This window comes from Streptomyces beigongshangae, from assembly GCF_019710745.1.
GTDB lineage: Bacteria > Actinomycetota > Actinomycetes > Streptomycetales > Streptomycetaceae > Streptomyces > Streptomyces beigongshangae.
Map to the genome: position 1 here is coordinate 1 of NZ_JAHKJW010000011.1, position 23,542 is coordinate 23,542.

The 23,542-nt window shown below is 74.7% G+C and carries 17 protein-coding genes; 11 read left to right on the forward strand and 6 right to left on the reverse strand.

All coding sequences use genetic code 11. The features are described from left to right. Positions 1–118 precede the first annotated feature (118 nt). Together KM933_RS10645 and KM933_RS10650 are read right to left on the reverse strand one after the other, a co-directional pair. Complete coding sequence (locus tag KM933_RS10645) at positions 119–1,288, reverse strand: lactate 2-monooxygenase (protein WP_221350624.1); 1,170 nt, start codon at positions 1,286–1,288, stop codon at positions 119–121. A 199-nt stretch (positions 1,289–1,487) separates the two neighbouring features. Continuing rightward, positions 1,488–2,654, reverse strand: coding sequence for a hypothetical protein (locus KM933_RS10650; protein ID WP_221350626.1), 1,167 nt, complete (start codon positions 2,652–2,654; stop codon positions 1,488–1,490). 384 nt (positions 2,655–3,038) lie between these two features. Between KM933_RS10650 and KM933_RS10655 the strand changes: the two genes are divergently transcribed. Beyond that, the gene (locus tag KM933_RS10655) at positions 3,039–3,467 is read left to right on the forward strand and encodes a protease inhibitor (RefSeq protein ID WP_221350628.1); all 429 of its coding nucleotides are present in this window, start codon (positions 3,039–3,041) and stop codon (positions 3,465–3,467) included. A gap of 225 nt (positions 3,468–3,692) precedes the next feature. On the opposite strand, the gene KM933_RS10660 is transcribed toward KM933_RS10655, so the two are convergent. Then, positions 3,693–4,130 carry an STAS domain-containing protein gene (locus KM933_RS10660; protein WP_221350629.1) on the reverse strand — a complete coding sequence of 146 codons (438 nt, stop codon included), beginning with the start codon at positions 4,128–4,130 and terminating at the stop codon, positions 3,693–3,695. A 280-nt stretch (positions 4,131–4,410) separates the two neighbouring features. On the opposite strand from KM933_RS10660, the gene KM933_RS10665 reads away from it, so the two are divergent. The 6 genes from KM933_RS10665 (at position 4,411) to KM933_RS10690 (ending at position 11,671) form a co-directional block, all read left to right on the forward strand. Continuing rightward, a complete protein-coding gene (locus tag KM933_RS10665) occupies positions 4,411–4,884 on the forward strand; it encodes a hypothetical protein (protein WP_221350631.1) in 474 nt (157 codons plus the stop codon). 42 nt (positions 4,885–4,926) lie between these two features. Then, entirely contained in the window at positions 4,927–5,460 is a 534-nt protein-coding gene (locus KM933_RS10670; RefSeq protein ID WP_221350633.1) for a GNAT family N-acetyltransferase, read from the forward strand. Positions 5,461–5,582: 122 nt separating this feature from the next. Continuing rightward, positions 5,583–7,082 (forward strand): ABC transporter substrate-binding protein, encoded by a 1,500-nt coding sequence (locus tag KM933_RS10675; RefSeq protein ID WP_221350635.1) that lies wholly within the window; start codon positions 5,583–5,585, stop codon positions 7,080–7,082. A 14-nt stretch (positions 7,083–7,096) separates the two neighbouring features. Further along, complete coding sequence (locus KM933_RS10680; RefSeq protein WP_308013334.1) at positions 7,097–8,869, forward strand: ABC transporter permease subunit; 1,773 nt, start codon at positions 7,097–7,099, stop codon at positions 8,867–8,869. Further along, positions 8,862–10,163, forward strand: a complete 1,302-nt coding sequence (locus KM933_RS10685) for an MDR family MFS transporter (protein ID WP_221350636.1) — start codon at positions 8,862–8,864, stop codon at positions 10,161–10,163. The genes KM933_RS10680 and KM933_RS10685 overlap by 8 nt, the downstream gene beginning before the upstream one ends. A 227-nt stretch (positions 10,164–10,390) precedes the next feature. Further along, on the forward strand, positions 10,391–11,671 hold the full coding sequence (locus tag KM933_RS10690) for a S1 family peptidase (RefSeq protein ID WP_221350638.1): 1,281 nt from the start codon (positions 10,391–10,393) through the stop codon (positions 11,669–11,671). 165 nt (positions 11,672–11,836) lie between these two features. On the opposite strand, the gene KM933_RS10695 is transcribed toward KM933_RS10690, so the two are convergent. Then, the gene (locus tag KM933_RS10695) at positions 11,837–13,987 is read right to left on the reverse strand and encodes a SpoIIE family protein phosphatase (protein ID WP_221350640.1); all 2,151 of its coding nucleotides are present in this window, start codon (positions 13,985–13,987) and stop codon (positions 11,837–11,839) included. Between the two features lie 241 nt (positions 13,988–14,228). On the opposite strand from KM933_RS10695, the gene KM933_RS10700 reads away from it, so the two are divergent. Beyond that, positions 14,229–16,709, forward strand: coding sequence for a SpoIIE family protein phosphatase (locus KM933_RS10700; protein WP_221350642.1), 2,481 nt, complete (start codon positions 14,229–14,231; stop codon positions 16,707–16,709). An 18-nt stretch (positions 16,710–16,727) separates the two neighbouring features. Beyond that, positions 16,728–17,255 (forward strand): metallophosphoesterase family protein, encoded by a 528-nt coding sequence (locus tag KM933_RS10705; protein ID WP_221350644.1) that lies wholly within the window; start codon positions 16,728–16,730, stop codon positions 17,253–17,255. A 27-nt stretch (positions 17,256–17,282) separates the two neighbouring features. On the opposite strand, the gene KM933_RS10710 is transcribed toward KM933_RS10705, so the two are convergent. Beyond that, complete coding sequence (locus KM933_RS10710) at positions 17,283–18,383, reverse strand: XdhC family protein (protein ID WP_221350645.1); 1,101 nt, start codon at positions 18,381–18,383, stop codon at positions 17,283–17,285. A 399-nt stretch (positions 18,384–18,782) separates the two neighbouring features. Between KM933_RS10710 and KM933_RS10715 the strand changes: the two genes are divergently transcribed. Together KM933_RS10715 and KM933_RS10720 are read left to right on the forward strand one after the other, a co-directional pair. Beyond that, complete coding sequence (locus KM933_RS10715) at positions 18,783–20,645, forward strand: cellulase family glycosylhydrolase (protein ID WP_221350647.1); 1,863 nt, start codon at positions 18,783–18,785, stop codon at positions 20,643–20,645. A gap of 179 nt (positions 20,646–20,824) precedes the next feature. Then, complete coding sequence (locus KM933_RS10720; RefSeq protein WP_221350649.1) at positions 20,825–22,264, forward strand: M6 family metalloprotease domain-containing protein; 1,440 nt, start codon at positions 20,825–20,827, stop codon at positions 22,262–22,264. A 41-nt stretch (positions 22,265–22,305) separates the two neighbouring features. Here the strand turns inward: KM933_RS10720 and KM933_RS10725 are convergent, their stop codons facing one another. Beyond that, positions 22,306–23,538, reverse strand: a complete 1,233-nt coding sequence (locus KM933_RS10725; RefSeq protein ID WP_221350974.1) for a glycosyltransferase — start codon at positions 23,536–23,538, stop codon at positions 22,306–22,308. Positions 23,539–23,542: the final 4 nt, after the last annotated feature.

Genomic DNA, 23,542 nt, shown 5'->3' on the forward strand with positions numbered 1-23,542 from the left:
GCACCCACGCACGGGCGCGGCACGCCGGGCCGGAGCGCGGTCCGGGCAATCGGGCGACCGGAGGGCCGGCCGGCTGGGCAGCCGGGCGGTCGGAGGGCCAGGCGGGGCAGCCGGGCGGTCAGGCGGGCCCTTCCTCCAGGTCCCCGGCACCGGGGCCCGCCGGGCCGGCGTGGCCCGACAGGGCGAGCGTGAGGTCGAGTTCGGCGAGCAGGCAGCGGATGACGTGCTCGACGCCCGCCTGGCCGTCGAGGCCGAGCCCATAGGCGTACGGACGTCCGACGAGCACCGCCTCGGCGCCCAGGGCCAGCGCCTTGAAGATGTCGTCCCCCGTGCGGATACCGCTGTCGAAGAGGACGGTCAGCCGGTCCCCGGCGGCCCCGGCCACCCTGGGCAGCGCGTCGGCGGCGGCGACGGAGCCCGCCACCTGACGGCCGCCGTGGTTGGAGACGACGACGCCGTCCATCCCGGCGTCGACGGCCCGCCGGGCGTCGTCCGGGTGGAGGACGCCCTTCAGGACGATCGGACCGTCCCAGTTCTCCCGCAGGAACTCCAGGTCGGGCCACGTCTTGGCGGGATCCGCGAACATCCCGACGAAGTGCATGACGGCCGCGTTCGGGTCCTCGTGCACCGGCTTGGCCAGACCTGCCCGGAACGCCGGGTCGGAGAAGTAGTTGGCGGTGCCGACACCGTGCAGGAACGGCAGGTATGCCTGGTCGAGGTCGCGCGGCCGCCAGGCCAGCAGGGGCGTGTCCAGCGTGACGAACAGCGCGCTGAACCCGGCCGCCTTCGCCCGGTCCAGGAAACTCCTGGTGACCTCGCGGTCCTTGGCCCAGTACAGCTGGAACCAGCGCTCACCGTCGCCCATCGCCTCCGCGACCTGTTCCATCGGCGTGCTGGACGCGGACGACAGGACGAACGGCACGCCCTGCGCGGCGGCGGCCCGGGCGGCGGCCGGCTCGGCGTCCGGGTGCATGATCGACAGGACGCCGACCGGTGCGAGCGCGAGGGGCGCGGGGAGCCGGCGCCCCAGCACCTCGACGGACAGGTCGCGTTCGTGGACGTCGCGCAGCATGCGCGGCACGATCCGGCGACGGTCCAGCGCGGCCCGGTTCGCGCGTGCCGTGCTGCCGTTGCCCGCGCTGCCCGCCACATAGCCCACCGGGCCGGGTCCCAGCCGCCGCTCGGTCAGCTCCTCCAGCCGGGTCAGGTCGGTGGGGAGCCGGGGCACGGCGCCGGTCATCCCGTTGAGATAGATCTCGTACTGGAAGTCCGCCCAGTGCTTCGTCATCCGTACGCCCGCCTTCCGCCCTGGATCCTGTTCCCTGGATCCTGTTCGCCGGGACTGTGCCCGCCCCGCGACGATCCTGACGAGCGGGACAAGATCCGTCCAGCACGGGGGCGTACCTGACGCAGCCGACGCAGCCGACGTACCCGGGGACCTGTCCGGCGTGACGCCGGAGCACCGGCGGCCGGGCCGGAGGTCCGGGTCAGTCCGGGAACGACACGCGTACGGCGACCGGCCGGCCCGTCGGGTCGAGTTCCGCGGAGACCGGTAACCGGCCGTCACCCCGGCCGGTCATCGTGCACAGCACGCGCGCGCCGCCGACCTCCACGGTGCCTGCCTCCAGAGGGGAGGCACGGACCTCGCGCATGATCTGCCAGTGGTGGGAGTGCGGGCGGAAGTCCACCGTCAGCCGCCGCCGGGGGGCGGCGTCCTTCCAGTCGAAGAGCGCCCCGGCGAGGCGCATCGCCTCCGGCATCGGCAGGCCCGTCCAGCCCTTCACCCCGTCCTCGCCGGGCCCGCCCAGGTCGGGTGCGGAGAACCGGGCGGCGGCCGCCTCCTCGGCGGCGCCCCAGAACGCGACGTCGGCCAGGCCGTCGACCGGTTCGTCGTGCCGCCAGGCGCCCAGCGCGTCGGCGTCCCCGAAGAGCAGGCGGGCCCAGTCGACGCGTACCTCTCCCAGTTCCACGGACTTGGTGGCGGGGGAGGGAGCCAGGTCCGAGACGTCGGCCGGGGCGATGCCGGTGAGGGAGAGGTCCACGGAGGAGAGGTCCACGGGGGAGGGGCCGACATCGGACGGGGCGAAGGAGCGCGAGGTGAAGGGTGACGGGGCGAAGGGCGACGGGGCGAAGGGTGACGGGGCGAAGGGCGACGGGGCGAAGGGGACCACGATGCCGGTGTCCGTCGCCAGCACCGGAAGGGGCCGGTCCCGCGGCACCCCGCCGAGCGCCACGACCGGTACGCCGTGCATCAGGAAGCAGCCCCCGCCCCGCTCCGTGCACTGCCGCACCCGCTCCCGGTGCGGCACCCGTTCGGCGCACGCCTCCAGCCCGGCGTCCAGGCCGTGCTCCCGGCAGTGCGCGTCGAACAGCTCGGTCAGCCGCGCCACCGCGGACGCCGGGACGTCGTGGAGCGTCCGGCCGGGCTGCCGGCCGAAGGAGTGGGCGACGGTGCCGGCGTCGGGGCCGGTGATCACGAAATCGGTCGCGGCGGCCACGTCGGCGGCGACCGCCGGCTCCTGGACGCCGAACGACCCGGGGTCCACCAGTGCCGGTGAACCCTCGCCGCTCCACATGCCCAGGTGACCGCCGTCGACGATCACCAGTTCACCGGACGGACAGGTGATCTCGCCCAGCCCGTAGATCTCTCCCATGGCGGGGCAGTCTACGAAGACCACGATCCCCGGCAGCCCTTGCGGCGGGAGCTGTCCGGTTTTCGCCGTCGAAGGGCGTGGACGCCCGCTGCGCCCCCTCGCGGACCCCCGCGGTCCGCGGGCCCGGACGGAAGCGGAATGTTTCAGGCCGATTGCTGAGCAGGGGTTATCCGGCCAGCAGGTCTGCACGGCGACTCGGGGGCCGCTCAGTTCCAAGGGCGGCATGGTCGAACTCTGTCACTTCACGCCACTGATTCAATACGCAATGTTACTGAAACGCATGGGGTCGACGTGTGTTTCCGGCGCGGACTCGGCAGACTCGCGCTCGCCGCACCGGCACCACCCGTCCGGAGCGGCGATCCACCGAGCGGAAGGATGCACACAATGCCGAACACCGCGCGCTGGGCGGCGACGGTCACCCTGGCGGCCACCGCCGTCTGCGGCCCCCTCACCGGGACCGCCCTCGCCGGCCCTTCGCCGACCGCGCTCTACGCCCCCTCGTCCCTGGTGCTCACCGTGGGGCACGGCGAGATCGCGGCCGCCGCCGCGCCCGAACGCGCGGTCACCCTGAGCTGCGCGCCGACGGCCTCGGGAACCCATCCGGCCCCGGCGTCGGCCTGCGCCGAACTGCGGGCCTCCGGCGGGGATCCCGGTGCGCTGTCCGCCAGGTCCGACGTCCTGTGCACCCGCGAGTACGACCCCGTCGTCGTCACCGTCGAAGGCGTCTGGCAGGGCGAGCGGGTCGCCTACGAGCGGACCTTCTCCAACGAGTGCGTGAAGAACTCCCACGGGAGGACCTTCTTCACGTTCTGAGGGACCGGGGTCGCGTGGTTCTCCGGGTGCGTCGACGGAGACCCGCGAAGCGGATGGGGAGCGCGGATCCCGTCGCGGAGCGCCACGCGATCCCGCAACAGGGGCCGGCGGAGACGGAGTGGGGCCGTCTCCGCCGGCCCTGGCGTCGTCCCCGCCGCCCCCGGCGTCCTCCCCGCCGGTCCCGGCGTCGCCCCAGCCGGTCCCGGCGTCGTCGCGGGGCGCACGTCACCTCCGGACGGTCCCGGGCGGCCGGCCCTGCGGAGGTCGCGCGGAGGGGATCTCCGGCAGGGGAGGGAAGCGGGAGAGGAGTCCGCAGGCGCGCAGCAGGTGGTGGACGCGGGGCTGGTCGGAGACCAGGCGGAGGGCACCGCCGCGCTCCCTGGCCCGGCGCTCCGCCCGGCACAGCACCCGCAGCCCGGAGCAGTCGAAGAAGTCGACCGCGCGGAGGTCCACCACGACCTGGGGCGCCCCGTCCGCGGTGAGGGCGTCCAGCTGTTCGCCCAGCGCGCCGGCCGTCGCCATGTCGATCTCGCCCAGCACCTCGACGACCGTGAACCCGTCGCCGTGGCGAACGCGGGCGTGCGGGTGTGCCGGAGGCGGCGGGGGCTCTCCCGCGTCGTCCTCGGACGGTCCGGTGGTGTGGTTCCGGCATTTCGGTGGCATGCGCTCCACCTCCGCAAGAGCGGACATATTCGGTCTCGGTTGTTACCCCTGCCGTGCCGGAACCATCCATACCGCACCCATTGCGCAATCCGGTTCACTCGGGTCGGTGAATTTCGGCTTTAACTGTTGACTTTTGGTCTTTGTGTTTGCGCCACATGCCCTGTTCAGTCGGGTGGTGTGGACGTACAGTCGCCGTGCTGCCCCGGACCCCGGCCGCACCACTCGTTCGTACGACTGCCCGGCGACTGTCCGGCGGCTGTCCGGTCAAGGAGGATTGGCGGTGGGAACGCCAGTGCACGCGCCCTCGGAGGGCCCCGCGCTGCTCACCGAGCACGGGCTGATGGAGCCCGTCCGGGAGATGGAGTTCACGGCCCGCTTCGCCCGCGCGGACGGGGAGTTCGCGGCCCAGGCGGCCGCGGTGGCGGTGACGCGGGCGATCGACGCCCCCCTGTCGTTCGTCTCCCCGGTCCTCGACGCGGGCCGCTCCGCGAGCAGGTGCCTGCTGGCGCGCAGCGCCGCCGACGCCTGCCGGATCGTCCTCACCGCCGACCCCTCGGGCATCACGGTCTCGGCCACCGACGACGTCGCGGTCCCGCTGGACGCGGACGGCCGGACCGGGGCCAGGAACCTGCCGCTGCTGGCCGTCGTCGACGGGATGAACGTGCACCACGGCCCCGACGGCCACATGTGGGTCGTGTGGAAGGGCGCATGGCGGCGGACCGGTCCGGTCCCGCGGGAGCACGGGACGGCCTGACCCCGCCCGGACCCGCACAGCCTTGCTGCATATGATGCGCAAGTGCGCGATTACTGCATAAGAACGGCGACCCCCGACGACCTCGACGGCGCCCGGTCCGTGATGCTCGACACCGTGTACCGGGACTTCGGTACCGGGTACGTGCCGCGCTGGCACCGGGACGTCATCGACCTCCACGGCGCCTACCTCGCACCCGCCCGGCACACCCTGCTGGTCGCGGTCGGCCGGCGGGACGGCAGGGTGGCCGCGACCGCCGCGCTCGACTCCCGCGGCCCCGTCCACCCGCCGAACCCGCGCCACATCGCCGAGCGCTACCCCTCCGGGGAGACCGCCCAGCTGCGCCGGGTGTACGTCCGTCCCGAGGACCGCAGACAGGGTCTGGCCCGGCGGCTCGTCGGCGGGCTGCTCGACTTCGCGGTGGCCGACGGCGGCTACCGCTCCGCCTATCTGCACACCGATCCGGCGGTGCCCGGTGCCGAGGCGTTCTGGCGCTCCCTGGGCAAGGCGGTCCACGACGAACGCGAGGAGGCGGGCGGCGGCCAGGGCATCGTGCACTTCGAAGTCCCCCTGCCCTGACGACGCGCCGCGCCCTTCCGTACGCCACGCGCCCTTCCGCGCACAGCACAGAGCGCGCACGCACGCACGCATGAACGCATGAACGCATGAACGCATGAACGCATGAACGAACGAAAGAGACCATGTTCTTCTCGCCGCGCCGTCGCCGGTTCGCCGCCGGACTGCTGCTCGCCCCCCTGCTCACCGGCTGCTTCGCCTCCGGCGGCGGCGACACGTCCTCCGACGGCCCGGAGGGCTCCCGGCTGAGGGTCGCGCTGGCCTTCCCGCCCGCCGAGAACTTCTCCCCGTACGGAGCCGACGCCACCCTCCTCAGCCGGCTCGGCGTCACCGAGGGCCTGACCCGCCTCGACGCCAACGGGGCCGCCGCCCCCGCCCTCGCCGACTCGTGGAGCCGGGAGAACGACCGCAGCTGGCTGTTCACCCTGCGGGACGCCACCTTCCAGGACGGCACCGAGGTCACTCCGAAGGCCGTTGCCGCGGCCCTCACCCGCGCGGCCGGCGCCGAGCCCGTGACCGCCGCCCTGTCCGGCGTCGAGCTGACCGCCGAGCCCGCGGACGGGAACCGCGTACGGGTGACCACCGCCGGGCCCGACCCCGTCCTGCCGCTGCGCCTGTCCAGCCCCGGCCTGGTGATCCTGTCGGCGAAGGCGTACGCGAAGAAGGACTCCGTCAGTCCCGTCGGCACCGCCACCGGACCCTTCGAACTCACCGAGGTCACCGGCACCACCGCGGCCACCCTCGACCGCTTCGACGACTACTGGGGCGGCCGCGCCCAGGCCGCCGGCGTCGACGCGCGGTTCATCGCCGACGGCACCGCCCGCACCAACGCGCTGCGCACCGGCGAGACCGACATCGCCGAGGCCGTCCCTGTCTCGCAGGCGGCCTCCCTGGACCGGGCGGCCCGCCGCGAGACCGCCACCACCCGCACCACCAGCCTGCTGCTCAACACCAGGTCGGGGGCGTTCAAGGACGCGAGGACACGGGCCGCCGCCCGCGCGGCGCTCGACACCTCCGCCCTCGCCGAGGACGTCTACGAGGGCCACGCCGACCCCGGGGCCGGCATCTACGGGCCCGCCCTGACCTGGGCCGCCGGCAAGCGCGTGAAGCCGGCCGGCCGGGCCCCGGCGGGCGCCGCCGGCGGGAAGACGCTCACCGTGGCCACGTACGACAACCGGCCCGAGCTGCCCGAGGTCGCCCAGGTGCTGAAGCAGCAGCTGGAGAAGGCCGGGTTCGGGGTGAAGCTGGAGGTGCGGGAGTACTCGCGGCTGGAGAGCGACGCGCTGGGAGGGAAGTTCGACGCGTTCGTGTCCGCCCGCAACACCATGCTCGACACCGGCGACCCCGTCTCCGTCCTCGCCAGCGACTACACCTGCGAGGGCAGCTACAACCTGGCGCTGCTGTGCGACGAGAAGGTCGACCGGGCCGTCTCCGGCGCCGAGTCGGTCACCGACACCGCGAAGCGGCAGGACGCGGCCATGAGGGCCGAGGCGGCGGTCCTCGGCACGGACGCCGTCGTGCCGCTGGTCCACCAGCGGATCATCACCGGCGTCGGCGCCCGGGTCAGCGGCGTCCTCCTCGACCCGTACGAGCGCAGCCTCGTCGGCGTCGGCACCCGGCGCTGACGGGCGGCCGTCCCGTGCCGAAGGCCGTCGTACGGGGCGGGGCGCCCGTGCTGCTCTGGCGCGCCGTCCTCGCCGCCGCCCTGCTGTGCGGCGTCGGGCTGCTGCCGTGGCTCTCGCACACGGACCCCGCGCTCACCGTGCTCAGGGCGCGGTCCGCCGAACGCACCGCGACCCCCGAGGTGCTGGATGCGATCCGCGACGGGCTCGGCCTGGACGCCGGTCCCGCGCACCTGCTGGGTGACTGGCTCGGCGGGCTGCTGCACGGTGACGCGGGCCGCTCCTGGATCTCCGGCGCCGAGGTCACCCCGTCCGTCCTGGAGGCACTCGGTGTCTCACTGCTGCTGATGGGCGCGGCCCTGGCCGTCGCCGCGGTCACGGCGGTCGCCGTGTGCGCGCGGACCCTGCGGCTCGGGGCCCTGCGCCGACTCGACGGGCGGCGCTCCGCGGGCACCGGGTCGGCGGTCCTGGCCACCCTGCCCGACTTCCTGACCGCCTCGGTGCTCGCCACCGTCGTCGGCGTGCAGCTCGGCTGGCTGCCCGCCCTCGGCTGGTACGGCCCGCAGTGGACGGTGCTGCCCGCGCTGTCGCTCGGCCTGCCCGCCGGCGCGCTGCTCGGGCGGATGCTCGACGACCTGCTGCCGGGCGCGTTCGCCGAACCGTGGGCGCTGGCCGCCGCCGCGCGCGGAGTGCGCGGCCGGGCCGTCGCACGGCAGGCGCTGCGCCGCTGCGTACCGGGACTGCTGCCCAACGCGGGCCTGTTCGTCGTCGGCCTGACCGGCGGCGCGGTCGCCGTGGAGCAGGTCTTCGACATCCCGGGGCTCGGACGGCTCTCCCTCCAGGCCGCGGTGGCCCAGGACCTGCCCGTCCTCCAGGCCGGCACCCTGGCCCTCGTCGTGCTGGCGGCGGCCGTCGGAGGACTCGCCCGGCTCGCCGCGCGCCTCCTGATCGGCCCGGCCCTGCGCGACGGCGCGCTGCCCTCCCTGCACCGCCCGGCACCGTCACGCTCCACGACACCCCCGCTGCTGTACGGCGGACTGCTGCTCGCCGTCGTCGCGTTCGGCCTCACCCGTGACCCGCTGGAACTGGACACCGCGGCCCGGCTGCGGCCCCCGTCCCCGGCGCACCCGTTCGGCACCGACGCGCTGGGACGCGACCTCCTGGCCCGGGTCGGCCACGGGGCGCTGGACACCCTCGTCCTGGCCGGCGCCGTCAGCGCGGCGGCGCTGCTCCTGGGCGTCCTGCTGGGGCTGCTGCCGCGGTTCTCCGGGCCGCTGGTCGACACGGTCAACGCCGTACCGCCGGTCCTCGCGGCCCTCCTGGTCACCGCGGTCGCGGGCAGCGGGGCGGCCACTCCGGCGCTCGCGGTGGCCGCCGTCGCCTGGGCGCCGCTCGCCGCCCACACCTCGGCGCTGCTCCGGCAGGAGCGGGCCACCACCCACCTGGCGGCGACCAGAGGGCTCGGCGCGAGCCCGCTCCAGCTGCTGCGCCACGAACTGCTCCCGGCCGTCGTGCCCCCGGTGCTGCGGCACGCCCTGCTCCGGCTGCCGGGAGTGGCGCTGTCCCTCGCGGCCCTGGGCTTCCTCGGCCTCGGCGCGCAGCCGCCGTCCCCGGAGTGGGGCCTGCTGCTGGCCGAGAACCAGCCGTACGCGGAGCGGGCGCCGTGGGCGTCCCTGGCGCCCGCGGCGGCGCTGGCCCTGCTGGGGGCCGTGTCGGTAACGGCCGGGGGAGGAGGGGTGCGCCGGCCGCGGGTCCCGCGCCCGTGGAGGAGGCGGAGGAACGATGCCTGAACCGCGAACGACGACGGCCCGCCCCGGGAGGAGACCGCTCCCCTCGCTCCGGTCCTTCCGCCCTTTCCGGTCCTTCCATCCTTTCCGGTCCTTCCGGTCCTTCTCGCCGCTGCTGCGCCTGCTCGTGCTCACCCAGCTCGCCTTCAACATCGGCTTCTTCGCCGTCCTGCCCTTCCTCGCCGGGCACCTGGGCACGGCGATCGGCATGGCGGGCTGGCTGGTCGGCCTGGTGCTGGGGCTGCGGACCTTCAGCCAGCAGGGACTGTTCGTGGTGGGCGGCGCACTGGCCGACCGGTACGGGGTGCGCCCGGTGGTGCTCGCGGGGTGCGTCCTGCGGATCGCGGGCTTCGCCTGGCTCGGGTACGCGCGGGCCACCTGGGCGGTCGTCGGGGCGGTCCTCCTCGTCGGCTTCGCCGCCGCGCTCTTCTCACCCGCGGTCGAGTCGGAGGTGGCCCGGCAGGCGGTGTGCCGGGAGGAGGCGGGGGAGGGCCCGCGCACCCATGTGCTGGCCCTGTTCACCGTGGCCGGTCAGGCCGGTGCCTTCCTCGGCCCGTTCCTCGGCGCGCTGCTGCTGGCCGTGGACTTCCGCACGGTCTGCCTGGCCGGTGCCGGGGTCTTCGGGCTCGTCCTGGCGGGCCACACGTGGCTGCTGCCGCAGCGCATCCCCGGCCGGGTCCGCGCCGGTGGCCGCGGCGGACTCCGGCGGCTGGTGCGCAACCGGGGGTTCCTGGCCCTGTGCTGCGCGTACGGGGCGTACCTGCTGGCGTACAACCAGCTCTACCAGCTGCTGCCCGTCGAGGTGGAGCGCGCGGCGGGCTCGCAGGCGCCGCTGGCCTGGCTGTTCGCGCTCTCGTCGCTGCTGGTGGTGACGGCCCAGCTGCCGGTGACGCGCTGGGCGGGCGACCGGCTCGACCTGCGACCGTCCATGGCGGCCGGGCTGCTCCTCATCTCGGCGGGGTCCGCGGTGGTGGCCGCGGCCCGGCCCGCCGGGTGGACGGGAACCGCGGGGCTCCTGCCCGTCGCCGGTTACGTCGTCCTGCTGACCCTGGGCCAGATGCTGGTCGCGCCCGCCGCCCGGGCCTGGGTGCCCGATCTCGCCGAGGACGGCAGGCTCGGCCTCTACACGGGCGCACTCTCCTCGGTCTCCGGCCTCGTCGTCCTCGCCGGCAGCGCGGCCACGGGCTCCCTGCTCGACACCGACCTGCCCCCGGCCGTGCCGTGGCTGGTGCTCGCGGCGCTCCCGATGGCCGCGGTCGCGCTGCTGCCCCGGAGGGAGGGGCGGCCGGCTCGCTGACGGTGGGCGGACGGGCGGACGGACGGCGAACCGACGGACGGCGGGCGGGGCGGACGCGCTGCGGCGCTGCCGACTCGCGCTTCCGCCGACTCGTGCTTCCGCAAAGGAAGTTCGGGAGAACGCATTGAACACCCCACGCACCGCTTGCGTATCAACAGCCATCCAGGCGCCCGCAGTCAGCTGCCGTCCGGCGGCTCGGACCCCCCAGTCCCCAGGAGGTCAAGAAGTTGAGTCACAAGCGGATACCCAAGCGCAAGGCCGTCATCGCAGCGGGAAGCGTGGTCGCGCTCGGAGCGGCGGCCCTCGTCCTGCCCAGCGCCATGGCGTCCCAGACCGACGCGACGGAAGGTGCCGCCCCGAGAACGCTGAAGGCCGCCGACGCGTCGGACCTCGCCTCGCAACTGGCCGGACAGCTCGGAGAAGCCTTTGCCGGTGCGTACTACGACGCCGGTGAGCGGCAGCTCGTCGTCAACGTCGTGGGTGACGACAACGACATCGTCCTGGCGGAGAAGGCGGGTGCGGTCGCCCGGCAGGTCGACAACAGCACCGCCGAACTCACGTCGGCCTCGCGGACGCTGAAGGCCGAGGCGACCATCCCCGGCACCTCCTGGGCCGTGGACCCGCGGACGAACAAGATCCGGGTCACCGCCGACAGCACCGTCACCGGTGCCGGGTGGGACCGGCTGGAGTCGGCAGTCGAGGCGCTCGGCCCGGGCATGGCGACCATCAGGAAGTCCGCCGGTGAGTTCAAGACGTTCGCCGAGGGCGGCGACGCCATCTTCGGCGGCGGGTCGCGCTGCTCCCTCGGCTTCAACGTCGTCGCCGACGACGGCGCCCCGGCGTTCCTGACCGCCGGGCACTGCGGTGTCGCGGCCGCCGAGTGGTCGGACGCCCAGGACGGCGCGCCGATCGGCACGGTCGAGACCGCCACGTTCCCCGGTGCGGGCGACTTCGCCCTCGTCCGGTACGACGACCCGGCGACCGAGGCGCCCAGCACGGTGAACACCGGCCGGCAGAGCGTGGAGATCACACAGGCCGCGGAGGCGGCGGTCGGGCAGACGGTCATCCGGATGGGCAGCACGACCGGTCTCAGCGACGGCCAGGTCACGGGGCTGAACGCCACGGTGAACTATCCCGAGGGCACGGTCTCCGGCCTCGTCCAGACCGATGTCTGCGCCGAGCCGGGGGACAGCGGCGGCTCCCTGTTCACCGCGGACGGCAGCGCGATCGGGCTCACGTCGGGCGGCAGCGGCGACTGCACGGTCGGCGGCGAGACCTTCTTCCAGCCGGTGACCACCGCGTTGGCGGCGGTGGGGGCGACGCTCGGTGCGACGGGGGCCGGGGCGGATGATCCCGGTGCCGGTGCCGGTGCCGGTGCCGGTGCCGGTGCCGATGCTGGTGCTGGTGCTGGTGCCGATGCCGGTGAGGAGGCCGGGGCCGGGGGTGACGCCGTCGGTGGTGAGGAGGCCGGGCGTGAGGAGCAGGGTGCCGGTGCGCACGATCAGTGAGGTGGCCTGACCGTGTGACAGCGGTGCGGTGCGGAGCGGCCCGGTCCCCGGCGGGGACCGGGCCGCTCCGCGCGCACGGACGGGATCGTGTGCCGGCTGCGGGCCGGTGGGGGCCGGTCGCACAGTTCCCCGCGCCCCTTCGGGGGCGCACGTTTCCCGTGTTCTTCAGGTGGAGCGGGAGCGGAGGAGGAGCAGGGCCACGTCGTCCACGCGCTGTTCCGCCGTGCCGCTGTGTTCCACCAGGGTGTCGGCCACCTCGTCCAGGGGGCGGTCGCCGATCCCGGCCAGGCGGTTCGCCAGGCCGGTCAGGGCGTCCTCGATGTCGACGCCGGGCGACTCGATCAGCCCGTCGGTGCACAGGACGAGCAGCGCCCCGGGTGCCAGGGTCACCTCGGTCGTCGGGTAGGCGGCGTCCGCGTCGATGCCGAGCAGGGGGCCGCCCGCCAGGTCCAGCACCCGGACCTCGCCGTCCGGCTCCCGCAGCAGCGGCGGCAGGTGTCCCGCCCGGGCCAGTACGACCTGCCCGCGCCCCGGGTCCATCCGCAGGTAGAGGCAGCTCGCGAAGAGTTCGCTGCCCAGGTCGATCAGCAGCCGGTTGGTGCTGCTCATGACCTCCCCGGGCGGCTGGCCGACGGTCGTGTACGCGCGTACCGCGGTACGGATCTGTCCCATCAGGCCCGCCGCGGTCACGTTGTGCCCCTGCACGTCCCCGATCACCGCCGCGGCCTCCCCCGCCAGCGGGACCAGGTCGTAGAAGTCCCCGCCGATCTCCATGCCCCGGGTGGCGGGCAGATAGCGGGCCGCCGCCTCGACGCCGGGCAGCGGGGGCAGGGAGGGGGGCAGCAGGGCGGCCTGCAGACCGTGTGCGAGCCGGTGCTTGGCGTCGTAGAGGCGGGCCCGGTCCAGCGCCTGCGCGACGAGCCCGCTGAGACTGATGAGCACGGCCCGCTCGTCGGCGGGGAAGGGGTGCGGCTCGGCGTACGAGAGGACCCAGGTGCCCACCGGCCGCCCGGACGCGATGAGCGGCAGGTACGCCCATGCCTGCATGGAGCCGTCCACCGGAGCCAGGTCCGGGTACTCGCCCCGCAGCTCCTGGCGGGACGCGAAGAAACCCGGCACACCGCACCGCAGGGCGTGCGTGCCCGGTGACCGCTCGGTGAGGTACATCCCGTCGAACCGCTCCACCGTGTGCGGATCCGGGTAGCCGCGGTGCCCCAGGACGTGCAGCCGGCCCGCCCCGGAGCCGAGCACCACGAGCCCCTGGCTGCCGACGGCGGGAACGATCTCGTCGGCGACGAGCTGCACCACGTCCTGCACGCCCACCGCCTCGGTGAGCGCCCCGGCCAGGCTCAGTACCTGGGAGATGCTGACCAGGCGGGTACCGGTCTCCCCGTGCTGGAAGACCGCGCGGCCCTCCCGCGCCACCGCCCGGGCCCGGGTGATGCGCAGGCTCAGCCCGTTCGTACCGGGATACAGCCGGAACGACAGCCAGTCGGAGGGCGGCCGCTGCGCCACGAACGACGTCGCGTGCTGGCCGAGCAGCGCGGCACGGTAGCGGTCCTCGTAGACCGGGTCGTTCAGCCACTCCACCGCCGCCCACAGCTGGGTGCCCAGCAGGGCGCTGACCGGCACCCCCAGCAGCTCGGCCGCCGCCGAGTTGGCGAAGGTGATCCGCCCCTGCAGATCCAGCGCGCACAGCCCGTACGGCAGGCGGGCCACCATCCGCGCGGCCTCGACCGTGCCGAGCGTCCCCGCCACGCCCGCCATCGGCGCCGGGGCGAGCAGGTCGGGCTCGGGCCGGACCGGGTGGCCCCTCTCGTAGGCGCGCTCCAGCCGTGTCGCGAGCCGGGCGCAGGCGGCCGTGAGGTGCTCCCGCTCCCAGTCGGACAGGTCGGGGGAGCGTACGCCGGGCCACGTCACGAAGAGGGACCCGTACGTGGCGCGGTCGGTCGCCACCGGCAGCGCGGCCAGTGCGAACGGGTACGGCAGGACCATCGAGATCCGCGGGAAGCGGCGGGCCATGTCCTCCTCGCCGGCCACCCACACGAGCCGCCGGTCACGCGCCGCCTCCGCCACCGGGACCGCCGCGCTCAGGGCCATCCGCTCCCAGGGAGCCGCGAACACCCTGGGCAGCCCGGCCATCACGGCCATCTCCAGCACCGGTTCGCCTGGGGCCAGCAGGTACACCGCGCCCGAGAGCGCGCGCACGTCGTCCATGAGCGCGGCCAGGGTGAGCGAGAGCAGCGGCCGCCCGACCGGGGCGGGAGAGGCCCGGGACGGCTGCCCGGACGTCTGTCGGTCGGTCACACCGACCACCTCCTCCCGCGGTCCGCGAAGGAGCCCGGAAGGTCAAGACTCCCCCGTGCGGACGTTTCCCGCGCGGCGAGGAGCCCGGAAAGCACGCGCGCCCGCGCACGCGCCCCCCCCGGCACACGCAGCGTGACCCCCGTCGGTGGTGCCGGAGTGCCCGGGGGACGGCATGGCGCGTGGCCCGCCGACGCGTCCTCGTGCTTCGGAAGGGTCACAGGGGCTGCGTCCGCGGTCCGGAAGCGTTCTAATGACGGACGTGGTCAGTGAGGGCGGCACGGGGCGCGGAACGAGAACACTGCGTGCCGAGCTCGCCCTGGAGGCGCTGCCCACGGACCTCCGTCCTCCGGAACGACTGCGGAGCGTGCTCGAACAGGTACTCGTGTACGGCGGCGCGGCCCTCGCCCTCGTGTACGTCCCGGAGGAGCACGGCGACCGGCTGTGCCTGACCGGGTCGGCCGGTGTGCCCCGGGCGCTGTACGGACTGCCCGACGGCTACCCCCTCTCCGGCGGTTCGCCGGCGGCCGACGCCTACCGGACCGGCCGGTCCCGGTGGCCGGGCCCGGCGGAACCCGCCGTGCTGCCCGGCGCCCGGCACCCCCGGGCGGACGGCCCCTGGCTGGCGGCCCTGCCGCTGCCGCCCGGCCCGCACGGCGGCGGCTGCCTGGTGGCCGTGAGCGAGAACCCGGGCGGTTTCGGCGCCGAGGACCGCGCGTGCCTGGAGCTGTTCGCCGGGGCGGTCTCCTTCGCGCCGCCCCCCGAACCCGACGGCGCCGAGGCGCCGCCCAGCTCGTTCAGCCTGGCCATGGACTCGGGGCGGGTCGAGGTCGACGACGAGATGCTGCGGCTGTTCGGGCTCGGTCCCGAGGAGTTCGACGGCAAGATCGAGACCCTGCTGGGCATGACCGTGCCGGAGGACCTGCCCACGCTGATGTCCGTGGTCGAGGCCGACCACATGTCCATCGGCGAGCGCGAACTGGAGTTCCGCATCCTCCAGCCCTCCGGTGAGCAGCGCTGGCTCAGGCTGCGCGCCCGCCTGCTGACCGCCGCCGACGGGCGTCCCTCCCGGCTGGCGGGCACCGTCGCCGACGCCTCGGAAATGCGCTCCGGCGGCAACGAGGTGGCCCGTGTCCAACGCCTCGCCGCCGCGCTCGCCACCGCGGGCACCGTCCGCGACGTCGGCCAGGCGGTCGTCACCGCCCTGCGCCGGCCCCTGGCGGCGGACCGCATCGCCCTGGCCGAACTGGAGGGCGACCGGCTCGTCGTCACCGTCCTGGACCCGCCGGAGCCGGAGTTCTGGCCCGAGGTGTGGCGCACCGAGTGGCGCTCGGAGTGGCCCGACGCCCCCGTGCGCAGCATGCCGACCCTGGAGGCGGCCCTGCGCGAGGGCCGGGCGGCGATCTGGCCCGCCGGGACACCGCTGGAACCCGCGCTCGCCGAGGTCGGCCCCGGCGGCCTCGCCGTGCTGCCGCTGCCCGCCGGCGGCCGTATGGCCGGTGCCTGCCTCATCGGCTGGGACACCCCGCACGACTTCGGCCCCGACGAACGCGCCCTGCTGACCGCCTCCGCGGGCCTCGCGGGCCAGGCCCTGATGCGGGCCCACGCCTTCGACGCCGAGCACGAACTCGTCGGCATGCTCCAGCGCACCCTCCTTCCGCGCAGACTGCCGCCCCTGCCCGGCGCCGAGGCCGTCGCCCGCTACCTGCCCACCACGGCGGGCCTGGAGGTCGGCGGCGACTGGTACGACGTGATCCCGCTGCCCGACCACCACGTCGCCCTCGTCATCGGCGACGTCCAGGGACACAACGCCCAGGCCGCCACCCTCATGGGTCAGATGCGTACCGCACTGCGCGCGTACGCCGTCGAGGGCCATCCCCCCGACGTGGTCGTCTCGCACGCCAACCGCCTGCTCACGGGCATGGAGAGCGACCTCTTCGCCACCTGCTGCTATGTCGACGTGGACATGGCGGAGGGCACCGCCTGGTGCGTACGGGCCGGGCACCTGCCACCGGTGCTGCGCCACCCGGACGGCACCACCGACGTCGTCGTCACGGCGGGCGGTCCGCCCCTCGGCGTCATCACCCAGGCCGACTTCCCGATGAGCCCCCTGCCGCTGCGGCCCGGCACCCTGCTGGCCCTCACCACGGACGGCCTGGTCGAGTCCGCCGAACTCGACATGGAGGACGGCCTGGCCCGGCTGGCCGGCCGGCTGGCCGCGGCCGACCCCGCCCACCTCGGGCCCGTCGCGGACGCCCTGCTCGCGGGCGCCAACCGCAGCGACGACGTGGCCCTGCTCCTGATGCGCTACGACGGTCTGGCCCTGCGGCCCCTGCGGGAGAGCTGGACGGTGTGGCGCGTCCCCGAGGCCGTCCGGCACGCCCGCCGCTTCACCCGGCGCGTCCTGCGCGCCTGGGAGGTCGGGGACGAACCCGACGCCGTCCTCCTCGTCGTCTCCGAGCTCGTCACCAACGCCCTCGTGCACACCGACGGCCAGGTCCGCCTCGACCTCACCCTCGTCGAGGGCCGCCTGCGCGTCGCCGTCGCCGACATCTCGCCGCGTACGCCCGTCAGGCCCACGAGCATCGGCTGGGAGGCCACCGGGGGCCGCGGCATCCTGCTGGTCGAGGCCCTCTCCGTCACCTGGGGAACGGTCCCGGTCAGCGGCGGCAAACAGGTGTGGGCCGAACTCCCGCTGACCGGGCCCCCGCCGGACGGTCCCGCCGAGGGCTGAGCGGGGAGACTGGTCCGCATGCGCCTCCTGCTGATGTCCGACACGCACCTCCCCAAGCGCGCCGGGGAACTCCCCGGGCCGCTCCTCGCCGAGCTCCCGCGCGCCGATGTCGTGATCCACGCCGGCGACTGGGTGGACACCGCGACCCTCGACCTCCTGGAGAGCCGCTCGAAGCGGCTCGTCGCCGTGTACGGCAACAACGACGGTTCCGGTCTGCGGGCCCGCCTCCCCGAGGTCGCCCGCGCCGAACTCGGCGGCCTGCGCCTTGGTGTCGTCCACGAGACCGGCGCGGCCCAGGGCCGCGAACGCCGCTGCGCCGACCGCTTCCCCGACCTCGACGTCCTGGTCTTCGGCCACAGCCACATCCCCTGGGACACCACCGCCGCCACCGGGCTGCGCCTCCTCAACCCGGGTTCGCCCACCGACCGCCGGCGCCAGCCGCACTGCACGTACATGACCGCGACCGTGACGGACGGCGGCCTCGACGACGTCCGGCTGCACCGCCTGCCGCCGCGCGTCCCGCGTGATCCGCGCGACCGCACCTGACGCACCGCTCCGGTCCACCGCCGCGCACTACCGGCGCGGGTGGATCTCCCCGGCCGTCGCCGTCAGCGGGACGCCGCTGCCGCCCCGGCGCAGCGCGACGATCTCGGCGGCGACGGACACGGCCACCTCCTCCGGCGTACGCGCCCCCAGGTCGAGGCCGACCGGCGAGCGCAACCGGGCGAGGACGGCCTCGTCGAGCCCGCCCTCCCGCAGCCGCTCCATGCGCTCGTCGTGCGTACGGCGGCTGCCCATCGCCCCGATGTACGCGGCCGGGCGGCGCAGCGCCTCCACCAGGAGCGGCACGTCGAACTTGGGGTCGTGGGTGAGGACGCAGACCACCGTGCGGTCGTCGGTGTCCGTCCTCTCCAGGAAGCGGTGCGGCCACTCGACGACGACCTCGGCGTCCGCCGGGAAGCGTTCCGGGGTGGCGAAGACGGGCCGCGCGTCGCACACGGTGACCCGGTAGCCGAGGAAGGCGCCGATGCGGGCCACCGCCGCCGCGTGGTCGATCGCCCCGAAGACCAGCATGCGCGGCGGGGGAGCGAAGGAGTGCAGGAACACCGTCACCGCGTCCTCACACCGTTCGCCCCGCGGCCCGTAGCGCCGCAGACCGGTCGCGCCCGGGGCCGGTTCGCCCCGCGCGTCGGCCGTGACGGCCACGTCCAGACCACTCGTGCCGAGCGTTCCGGACACCTCGTCCGCCCGGACGGCGAGGGTCGCGCCGCGCGGTGCGGGGCCGTCGGTCACCGTCGCCACGGTCACCGGGCACCCCGCGGCCACCGACCCGGCGACCGCGCCGAAGGACGGATCGAGCGCGGCCGTCACGGGACGCACGAGCACGGTGATCTCCCCGCCGCAGGTCAGCCCGGCAGCGAACGCGTCCTCGTCGCCGTACCCGAAGGTCTCCAGCCGTGCCTCACCCGTCGCGACCACCTCCCGGGCCAGCTCGTAGACCGCGGCCTCGACGCAGCCGCCGGACACGCTGCCCACGACCTCGCCGCCCGGTCCGACGGCCATGGCGGCGCCGGGGTCCCGCGGCGCGCTCCGGCTGACGGCGACGACGGTGGCGAGACCGAAGGGGGCGCCCTCCGCGTACCACCGGCCGAGCGCCGGCAGGATCTCACGCATCGTCCGCTCCTCTCACCACCACCACCGCCGTCGGACCGGCCGCCGGCGGTGCGTGACCGGGCGGGCCCCGCGCGGACCGGCCCGGGTCATCCGGGGCGCCGCCCGGTGCAAGCGTCGCATCCGGGCCCCGGGCGGTCCGGGACCTCGCCTCCCGTGTCCGGCGGGCAGGCCGCCAGGCCGAGCCGGCGGTCCCTTCCCGGGGCCCGGGAAGGGGCCGGGATCCGTCGTACGGAATGCGGGTGCCGGGCGTGCTCGACGGCGCGGTCCTGGTGATCCCGGCCGTGGAGGGCGTCCAGGCGCAGACACGGGCGCCGATACCGACAGCCGTGGGATGAAAGTGACTTACTCTCAAGTCAGGAGTATTGACGGGGCGGAGACGCGCACGGAAATGTTGTGGACATGTCGAAGTTGCGTGCGCATCTGCTCGGCGTCCTCGTCCTCCTGACCGGTCTCCTGTCGACCGCGGGAACCCCGTCCGCCGCCGCCCTCCCGGACGACCTGTGGTTCGATCCGGCGGCCGCCGCGACCCTCACGGTGCAGAACGGCCGGTTCACCGACGGCCTCGGCCGCGAGGTCGTGCTGCGCGGCTACAACGTCTCCGGCGAGACGAAGCTGGACGAGAACCACGGCCTGCCGTTCGCCTCGGTCGCCGACGCCAGGAAGTCGGCGACCGCCCTGCGGGCCCTCGGCGGCGGCAACTCCGTCCGCTTCCTGCTCTCCTGGGCGTACGCCGAGCCGGTGCGCGGCCGGGTCGACACGGCCTACCTGGCCGCGGCCACCGACCAGATGCGTGCCTTCCTGGACGCCGGGATCCGGATCTACCCCGACTTCCACCAGGACCTCTACTCGCGCCACCTCTTCGACCCCGATAGCTGGTACACCGGCGACGGGGCCCCCGAGTGGGCCGTGGACACCGGGGACTACCCGGACGAGTACTGCGGCATCTGCCCCTTCTGGGGCCAGAACATCACCTCGAACGCCGCGGTGACGGAGGCGTCGTACGACTTCTGGCACAACGCGTACGGACTCCAGGACGCCTTCCTCGCCACCGCGCAGACCACCATGGCCTACATCGAACAGCACCTGAGCGAAGCCCAGTTCGCCGGGATCGTCGGTTTCGACCCGTACAACGAGCCGCACGCCGGCAGCTACGACCCGGGCCAGACGAGCCGCGCGTGGGAGAAGGACGTGCTCTGGCCGTTCTACGTGAGGTTCCGGGCGCGGATGGACGCGGCGGGCTGGCAGGACAAGCCCGCCTTCGTGGAGCCGAACCTCTTCTGGAACGCCAACATCGACTTCCAGCGGCAGGAGGGCGGCCTCCTCGACGCGGGCACGCTCGGCCCGCGCTACGTCTTCAACACCCACTTCTACGACCAGAAGGCGATCTCGGGCGTCTTCATGTGGGGCAAGGCCAAGGACGGGCAGTACACGGGCGACTTCGGGACCGTGCGCGACCGGGCCGCCGCCACCGGTACGGCCGCGGTCGTCAGCGAGTTCGGCCATCCGCTCGCGGGCACCGTCTCCGACAAGGCGCCGACCGTCCTCAAGGCCGTGTACCAGGCCCTCGACTCCCGGGTGCCGGGCGCCGGCTGGTGGACCGCCCCCGCCCGGTCGGGTCCCGTCCTGTCCGGCTCGCAGTGGCAGTGGGACATCTACAACGGCCGGCACCGCGAACTGATGAACGGCAACCCCGGCAAGGTGCTCACCGCCGGTGACGCCTGGAACGACGAGGACCTGTCCGCCGTACGTCTCGACGACTCCGGGACGGCCGTGCTGCGCCAGGACGCCCGGCTCCTCGACCGCGTCTACCCGAGCGCGACGGCGGGCCGGACGGTCGCCTTCACCTACGAGGACCGCTCGCGCGACGGCTCCACCACCCTGACCTGGAACCCGGTCCCGGACTCCCTGCCGCGGGTGGCCGAGCTGGTCGGCCCGGGCCAGTACGCGCTCCAGGTGTGGCGCTCCGACGGCAGCGCGGAACCCACCGAACTGCACCTGCCCGCGTCCTTCCCCACCACCTCCACGACGGTGGTCTCGGACCTCGGTACGACGGCCGCGCCCCCCGCCTACACCAGGACCACACCGGTCGCGGTCGCACGCGAACCGGGCGGCACGGGCAGCCGCCGCCTCCTGCTGACCGCCCCGGACCAGGGCACCCTGCACTACGCCCTGGTCACCAACGGCGCGACGGCCCCCTCCGCGGCGCTGCTGAGCGCCGCCCGCGCGGAGCTGGCCGACTGGGCGGCGACGCGACTGGGGTGACGCCGGTGACGCCGGTGACGGTGGGGGCGGTGGGCGTCAGGGGCAACACCGGTGCGACGCACGGACATTGACAGCCGGACCGACCGCGACTACGAGAGGCGTACGGCCTTCGCGTGGTCTGATTCCATGGATCCTCCGTGTCCGGCAAAGAGGGGTCCGTCCCCTGAAGGGGGTGCCTGATGCGTCACACGCTCAGCCCCGTACGACCCGCCCACGACTGCACCGCCGCGTGTCCCGTACCGCTGTCGCCGCAGGCCCTGGCACAGCTGTACGCCCGCTACCTGGAACTGGGCAGGGAACGCCGCCTGCCCAGGAACACCACCTTCGAGGAGTACTACACCGTGTGGCGGGCGGGCCGGCGCGGCGAGAACCTCGTCGGCCTCGACGACGGGGCGCTCGACCCGGGTCCCAGCTCCGACAAGCAGCTGCTCGCCCGCCCGGCGACCCGACTGCGGGGAACGGTGCGCACGCTGGTGCTGCTCGTCGACTTCCCGGACCGGCCGCACGACGCCGACCACGGGCCCGGTCACTACGACAGCATGCTCTTCGGCCTGGACGAGTTCCCGACCGGCAGCATGCGCTCCTTCTACCGGCAGGTCAGCGCCTTCGACACCTCGCCCAGCACCGGCATCGACATCCAGGGCGCGGTGCACGGCTGGTTCCGCATGCCGCAGCCGCTGTCCTTCTACGCGGACGGCAACTCCGGGATGAACGCCAACTTCCCGCGCAACTCGCAGGGACTGGCGCGGGACGCCGTCCTGGCGGCCCGGGACGCGGGGGTCGACTTCAGCTCCTTCGACGCGCTCGGCGAGGGCGCCGTCACGGCCCTGTTCATCATCCACGCCGGACGCGGCGCCGAGCAGACGACCCAGCGCGGCGACCTGTGGAGCCTCAAGTGGACGGTCCCCGACGGCGTCGAGGTCGCGCCCGGCCTGTCCGTGCGCACCTTCCTGACCGTGCCCGAGGACTGCGCCGTCGGAGTGTGCGCGCACGAGTGGGGCCACCTCGCGGCGCGCTGGGCCGACTACTACGACACCGGCCGGCAGCAGCTGACCCGGTCGGCCGGGCTCGGCAACTACTGCCTCATGGCGGGCGGTTCCTGGGGCAACGGCGGTCTGACCCCGGTGTTCCCGACGGCCATGCTGCGGATGTTCCACGGCTGGATCGAACCCCAGGTGGTGAACAAGACCACCCGGGACATCAGACTGCGGCCCGCCGCGGAGGACGGCGACGCGGTGTTCGTGCAGAACCCGGAGACGATGTCCGACCACCAGTACATCCTGGTGGAGTACCGCCGCAGGCGCGGGCAGGACGCCTTCCTGCCCGACGAGGGGGTCGCCGTGTACGTCGTCGACGAGTCGGTCGACAACGTCAACGACGAGGAGAACCTCGCCATCGAGCTCCTCCAGGCCGACGGCCGGGGCGACCTCTCCCGCATGTTCGGCCGGGGCAACCGGGGCGACAGCGACGACCTGTACCCGTTCGGCGACAGGAACACGGTGGGCGAGAAGACGCAGCCGGCGCTGAACCTGCCCGGCGGCAGGTGGACGGGGGTCACCGTCGAGGTCGTCGGCACCCCGGGCGCCGACGAGATGACGGTGCACATCACCGTGGCCTGACCCCGGCCCGCTCCCGGCCCGCTCCCGGCCCGGCGCCGGGCTCAGCGTCCGGCCAGCCGGTCCACGGCGGCGAGGACGGGACCCACCCCGTCCTCGCCGCGGAGCCGGCCGGCCACCTCCCGCGCCCGCCGCGCGTGGGCGGGATCCGTCACCGCGCGCCGTACGGCGGCGCCGAGCGCGTCGGCGGTGAGCCCGCGCAGCGGGACCGCCGCCGGGGCCACCCCCAGCGCGACGAGCCGCTGGGCCCAGAACGCCCCGTCGAACTGGACCGGCACGGGTACCGTCGGCACTCCGGCGCGCAGCGCCGCCGCGGTCGTGCCCGCGCCCGCGTGGTGCACCACCGCGGCCGTCCGCGGGAAGAGGACCGGGTGCGGGATCTCGTCCACGGTGAACATGTCGTCGCCGGTGGCGGACAGCCCGGCCCAGCCCCGCTGCACGACACCCCGCAGCCCGGCCGCGCGCAGCGCCCGGACGACCTCCGCGCCGAGCCGCCCGGCGTCGGGCACGGTGGCGCTGCCCAGGCCGAAGAAGACCGGCGGCGGCCCGGCGTCCAGGAAGTCCCGCAGCCCGTCCGGCAGCCGCGGGTCCCGGTCGTACGGCCACCAGTAACCGGCCACGTCCAGTCCGGGCCGCCAGTCGCGGGGCCGGGGCACCACCAGGGGACTGAAGCCGTGGTGGATCTGCCAGCCACGCCGCTCCCGGGCCCGGCGCGCGGCGCGCGGACCGAGCGGCGCGAGCCCGAACCGGGCCCGCAGCGCCCGCGTCGTGTCGGCGAAGATCTGCTCCACGGCCGCGTCGACGGCATGCCCCGCGAGCCGGTTCCCCACCGCGCCCAGCGAACGGGTGCCGATCACCGACGGGGCGAACTCCCGCGTGGCGGCGAGCGGTTGCAGATACACGCCCATGCTCGGCAGCCCGTGCCCCTCGGCGACGGCGTGACCGAGGGGTCCGAGCGAACTCGACAGCAGCAGTACGTCGGCCGTTCCGGCGGCGTCCACCAGGCCGTCCGCCATCCGCCCCACCAGCGACCGCGTCATCCCGACCAGCCGGGCCAGCTTGCCGATGCCGGTGGCGCTGCGGTGCAGGGCCCGTCCGCGGGCGGACTCCAGTTCCGCCCGCGGATCCACCGGCAGGGGGTGGAACCCCAGGCCGGCGGCGGTCACCAGGGGTTCGAAGCGGGCGTGCGTCACCACCGTGACCTCGTGCCCGCCCCGCGCCAGCCCGTGTCCGAGCCCCGTGTACGGAGCGGCGTCACCCCGTGAACCCGCCGTCATGATC